Source organism: Aquabacterium sp. (assembly GCF_004297345.1).
In the GTDB taxonomy this organism is placed as follows: Bacteria; Pseudomonadota; Gammaproteobacteria; order Burkholderiales; family Burkholderiaceae_C; genus Aquabacterium.
Map to the genome: position 1 here is coordinate 1 of NZ_SCTN01000424.1, position 4,146 is coordinate 4,146.

Below are 4,146 nucleotides of genomic sequence, written 5' to 3' on the forward strand. Positions count from 1 at the left end.
CACGTATCTGGAAAACAAGCTGCGCGAGCCCAATGCGGTGACGGTCTGCGGCGTACCGCTGGATCTGCGCCGTCTGGACATGCCCACCTTCATCTACGGTTCGCGTGAAGACCATATCGTGCCGTGGGGTGGGGCTTACGAGTCCACCCAGATCGTGCAGGGCCCCAAAACTTTCGTGCTGGGCGCCTCCGGCCACATCGCCGGCGTGATCAATCCGCCCGAGAAAAAGAAGCGCAGCCATTGGACTTCCGGCACCCTGGCACGAGGCTTGCCAGCAACGGCCAAGGAATGGATGGCAACGGCGCAGGAGAACCCTGGCAGCTGGTGGCCGGTTTGGGCCGAGTGGCTGGGCAAGCAGGCTGGTGCCAAGGTGCCGGCGCCCAAGCTGCCTGGCAACAAGCGCTACCAGCCCATCGAGGCGGCGCCTGGTCGTTACGTCCTTCGCAAGGCTTGATTGAATATCTGACCCTTTAAGGAGATCACCATGTCTGACATCGTCATCGTTGCAGCAGCCCGAACCGCCGTCGGCAAGTTCGGCGGTACCCTGGCCAAGACGCCTGCGTCCGAACTGGGGGCGACGGTGATCAAGGAGCTGCTCAAGCGCACAGGCCTGAGCGGTGACCAGATCAGCGAGGTGATCCTGGGTCAGGTGCTGCAAGCCGGTTGCGGGCAGAACCCGGCACGCCAGGCGGTGATCAAGGCCGGTTTGCCCAATACGGTGCCCGCGATGACCATCAACAAGGTGTGCGGCTCCGGTTTGAAGGCCGTCATGCTGGCGGCGCAAGCGATCCGTGACGGTGATGCCGAAATCGTGATCGCAGGCGGTCAGGAAAACATGAGCATGTCGCCGCATGTGGTGCCCAACTCGCGCGACGGCATGCGCATGGGCAACTGGCAGATGGTCGATACCATGATCAACGACGGCCTGTGGGACGTCTACAACCAGTACCACATGGGCATCACGGCCGAGAACGTGGCCAAGCAGTACGGCATCACCCGCGAGGCACAAGATGCCTTGGCGCTGGCTTCGCAGCAAAAGGCCGCTGCCGCGCAGGATGCTGGCCGCTTCAAGGATGAGATCGTGCCCGTGGTGATCCCGCAGAAGAAGGGCGATCCGCTGGTGTTCGATGCGGACGAATACCTCAATCGCAAGAGCAACGCCGAAGCCCTGGCTGGCCTGCGCCCTGCGTTTGACAAGGCCGGCAGCGTGACGGCGGGCAATGCCTCCGGCATCAACGATGGCGCAGCCGCCGTCATGGTCATGAGTGCGAAAAAGGCCGAGCAATTGGGCTTGAAGGTGCTGGGCCGCATCGCTTCCTACGCCAGTTCGGGCCTGGATCCGGCCATCATGGGCATGGGCCCGGTGACAGCTTCACGCCGTGCGCTGGAGCGCGCCGGCTGGAAGCCTGCCGAGCTGGATCTGCTCGAAATCAACGAGGCCTTTGCGGCACAGGCGTGCGCTGTTCACAATGAAATGGGCTGGGACACCAGCAAGGTCAACGTGAACGGCGGTGCCATCGCGATTGGCCATCCCATTGGTGCATCGGGTTGCCGCATTCTGGTGAGCCTGTTGCATGAAATGCAGAAGCGCGATGCGCACAAGGGCATCGCATCTCTGTGTATCGGTGGCGGTATGGGCGTGGCCCTGACCATCGAACGCTGACCCCGACTGAAAAGTAGTCTTTCATACATCCCAAAGAGGAGAACTTCATGAGCCAAAAAGTAGCGTACGTGACCGGTGGCATGGGTGGTATCGGTACCTCCATCTGCCAGCGCCTGCACAAGGACGGTTACAAGGTGATCGCCGGTTGCGGCCCCAGCCGTGACCACGTCAAGTGGCTTGATGAGCAAAAGGCGTTGGGCTACACCTTCTACGCCTCTGTCGGTAACGTGGCCGATTGGGATTCGACGGTAGACGCTTTCCGCAAGACCAAGGCCGAGCACGGCCCGATCGACATCCTGGTGAACAACGCCGGTATCACCCGTGATGGCATGTTCCGCAAGATGACCAAGGCCGACTGGGATGCGGTCATGGACACCAACCTCAACAGCCTGTTCAACGTGACCAAGCAGGTCATCGACGATATGGTGGACCGCGGTTGGGGCCGCATTGTCAACATCAGCTCGGTGAACGGTGAAAAGGGCCAGTTTGGTCAGACCAACTACTCGGCTGCCAAGGCCGGCATGCACGGTTTCACCATGGCTCTGGCTCAGGAAGTGGCCAATAAGGGCGTGACTGTGAACACGGTGTCGCCTGGCTATATCGGTACCGACATGGTGCGTTCGATCCGTCAGGATGTGCTGGACAAGATCGTGGCCACCATCCCTGTGAAGCGCCTGGGTACGCCTGAAGAAATCGCGGCGATGGTCTCGTGGGTTGCTGGTGAAGACGCCGGCTTCGCAACGGGCGCTGACTTCTCCGTCAACGGTGGTTTGCACATGGGCTGATGCCTGGCTGACCCTCCAAGGCTGCGTGCGTAAGTAGGCAGTCTTGATGCTTGGGTATTCTGGTACAGCGCGTAACCCCGCCACGCAGCGATGCTGGCGGGGTTTTTCGTTGGTGAATGTGGGGCAGATCAGGCTGCCGCTTCTTGTTCCATCACCAGGCGATCCAGTGCAGCGCAGACTTCGGCAAAGCGGCCGGTTATCACTGTGCGGCGGGCATCACTTGGATCGGTGCTGATGCGGACGTGCTGCGCAACTGCGCTCTGTTGATTAGCCGGGCGCAATGACACGATCGTGGCGCCGTGGCCTTGGTTCTGTTGCCGTGCGGGTGGTGTTCCCCACGGCGTGATGGGGCGGGCCTTGACCGGACGCTGCGCAGGCGCGTTGGCTGGGCGTGAGCCATTGTCAGATGGGGGATCGCCTGCTGCACCTTGGGTAGCAGCGTTGCGGACGAAAAATGCACGGGCCAGGTGATGAATCATGGTGAACTCCGGTTGACAACAGATGAAGTTCGGCAGGATTCAACAGGGACCACCAGACGGGATCGCATCACCGGCCTGGTGACGCAAATGCCCGCCACCCGTCTGGTGGCGCGAGAGTCAGTTCAGCAACTGGTTGCGGATCAGGCCAACGGCCAGCCCTTCCAGTTCGAAGTCGTCCTGATCGGGTGAGACCAGGATGGGCTTGAAGTCCGGGTTTTCCGGCAGCAGCTCGATGCCTTTGGGCGTGCGCTGGAAGCGTTTGACCGTGACCTCATCGCCGATACGTGCCACGACGATCTGGCCGTTGCGGGCATCCCGGGTACGGGCCACAGCGAGCAGATCGCCATCCATGATGCCGATGTCTTTCATGCTCATGCCTTTGACGCGCAACAGGTAATCGGGGCGGCGGGCAAACAAGCCGGGCTCCACCGAGTAAGTTTGTTCGACATGTTCTTGCGCCAGGATCGGACTGCCTGCAGCCACACGGCCGATCAATGGCAAGACCAGTTGTTCCAGGCCAGGCAAGGGCAGGTTGAATGGCAGCACGTTGGACGATGGTGTGTCCGTGCCACGCTTGCGTGTTTCATTGACCGTGCGCAGGGTGCCAGCCTTGAGACGGATGCCGCGCGATGTGCCGCCGACCAGTTCGATCACGCCTTTGCGAGCCAGCGCCTGCAGGTGCTCTTCAGCCGCATTGGCGGACTTGAAGCCTAGTTCGGAGGCGATCTCAGCACGGGTTGGAGGTGCGCCGGTGCGTGCGATGGCACGCTGGATCAACTCGAAGATTTCCTGCTGGCGTGGCGTGAGTTTGGGTTTATCGTTCGACATCGGTCGCTGACGCTGGATGAATCGTTGGCTGTCATTTTATACAGTACTGCTGGTTTGTCCAGTATTTTTGCAAAGGCAGTTGGGTGGTCATGCAAAACGTTGTGATTCTGGGAACCGGGGGCACCATCGCTGGCACGGGTGCCGATCCTGATCGGGTCTGGGACTATCGAGCTGGGCAGTTGTCCATCGCGCAATTGGTCAAGGCCATGCCTGATCTGGCCACCATTCAAACCGAGGTGGTGCAGGTCGCGCAGGTGGACAGCAAGGACATGAGCTGGCAGCTCTGGCAGAACCTGGGGCGCGAGTTGCAGCGGCAGCTTGCCAGGGACGATGTGTCGGCCATCGTGATTGCCCATGGCACCGATACGCTGGAAGAAACGGCCTACTTGTT

Annotated in this window: 5 protein-coding genes and 1 pseudogene; 4 read left to right on the top strand and 2 right to left on the bottom strand. The window is 60.9% G+C overall.

What is annotated here, in order from left to right:
* From EPO09_RS16365 to phbB, 3 genes and pseudogenes are all read left to right on the top strand, one after another.
* Nucleotides 1-454: pseudogene (locus tag EPO09_RS16365) on the top strand (class I poly(R)-hydroxyalkanoic acid synthase); the annotation flags it as partial.
* Between the two features lie 30 nt (nt 455-484).
* A complete protein-coding gene (locus tag EPO09_RS16370) occupies nt 485-1,663 on the top strand; it encodes an acetyl-CoA C-acetyltransferase (RefSeq protein ID WP_290644519.1) in 1,179 nt (392 codons plus the stop codon).
* A 47-nt stretch (nt 1,664-1,710) separates the two neighbouring features.
* A complete protein-coding gene (gene phbB / locus EPO09_RS16375; RefSeq protein ID WP_290644521.1) occupies nt 1,711-2,448 on the top strand; it encodes an acetoacetyl-CoA reductase in 738 nt (245 codons plus the stop codon).
* A gap of 128 nt (nt 2,449-2,576) precedes the next feature.
* On the opposite strand, the gene EPO09_RS16380 is transcribed toward phbB, so the two are convergent.
* Complete coding sequence (locus tag EPO09_RS16380; protein WP_290644523.1) at nt 2,577-2,927, bottom strand: hypothetical protein; 351 nt, start codon at nt 2,925-2,927, stop codon at nt 2,577-2,579.
* A gap of 117 nt (nt 2,928-3,044) precedes the next feature.
* On the bottom strand, nt 3,045-3,755 hold the full coding sequence (gene lexA / locus EPO09_RS16385) for a transcriptional repressor LexA (RefSeq protein WP_290644525.1): 711 nt from the start codon (nt 3,753-3,755) through the stop codon (nt 3,045-3,047).
* Nucleotides 3,756-3,844: 89 nt separating this feature from the next.
* On the opposite strand from lexA, the gene EPO09_RS16390 reads away from it, so the two are divergent.
* The coding region (locus EPO09_RS16390) for an asparaginase domain-containing protein (RefSeq protein ID WP_290644527.1) at nt 3,845-4,146 on the top strand (302 nt) is incomplete at its 3' end.